The following is a 570-nucleotide window of genomic DNA, read 5'->3' as shown; positions in this document are numbered from 1 at the left end:
CCAATGCTTGATCCATCCGAACCATTAAACTTTTAGCTTCTTGTTGGACAATATCTAACTGTGCTTCTAAATCAGCAAGTGTCTCCTTATCAGCAGACCACCCAGATAGATAGTTAAAGGAGTACTCTGACGTATCAATACCATAGTATGAAGAAACAACATAAGCGACACTTTCAGCCTGGAGTTCAGCAGTGCTTCTAGTTAGATTTTCTTTTTGAGGATTATCTGCATGATGCAACTCTGCATGAGCCATCTCATGTAAGAAAGTTTTAATAATTTGAGCCTTGTTCATCTCATTACTACGTAAAACAATTTGATTTTCTGGGACAGAATAATATCCATGTTTATTATTTTCCATCTCCTCAAATCGAACCGATACATCATTTTCTTTTGCAATAGCCATCAGGGCACGGTAAAGATTTGCATAGTCCAAATCAGTCAGCTGTTCTTTAACTTCTGCAGCTTTTGGCATTTCCTTTCCTTCTGTCTGACTAACATCAAAAACTGGCACTAAGCCAAAGAATGTAACTGTTTCTGGTTTCCCATTTTTATCCAATATTGGTTGGTTAT

1 protein-coding gene is annotated in these 570 nt (G+C 37.2%); it reads right to left on the bottom strand.

The window, feature by feature from the left end; all coding sequences use genetic code 11:
• On the bottom strand, positions 1 to 570 hold a 570-nt coding region (locus tag CBI42_RS11150), incomplete at both ends, for a DUF6782 family putative metallopeptidase (protein WP_142294125.1).

Source organism: Streptococcus sp. KR, from assembly GCF_002238115.1.
In the GTDB taxonomy this organism is placed as follows: Bacteria; Bacillota; Bacilli; order Lactobacillales; family Streptococcaceae; genus Streptococcus.
This window is presented reverse-complemented; position numbering and strand designations above follow the sequence as displayed.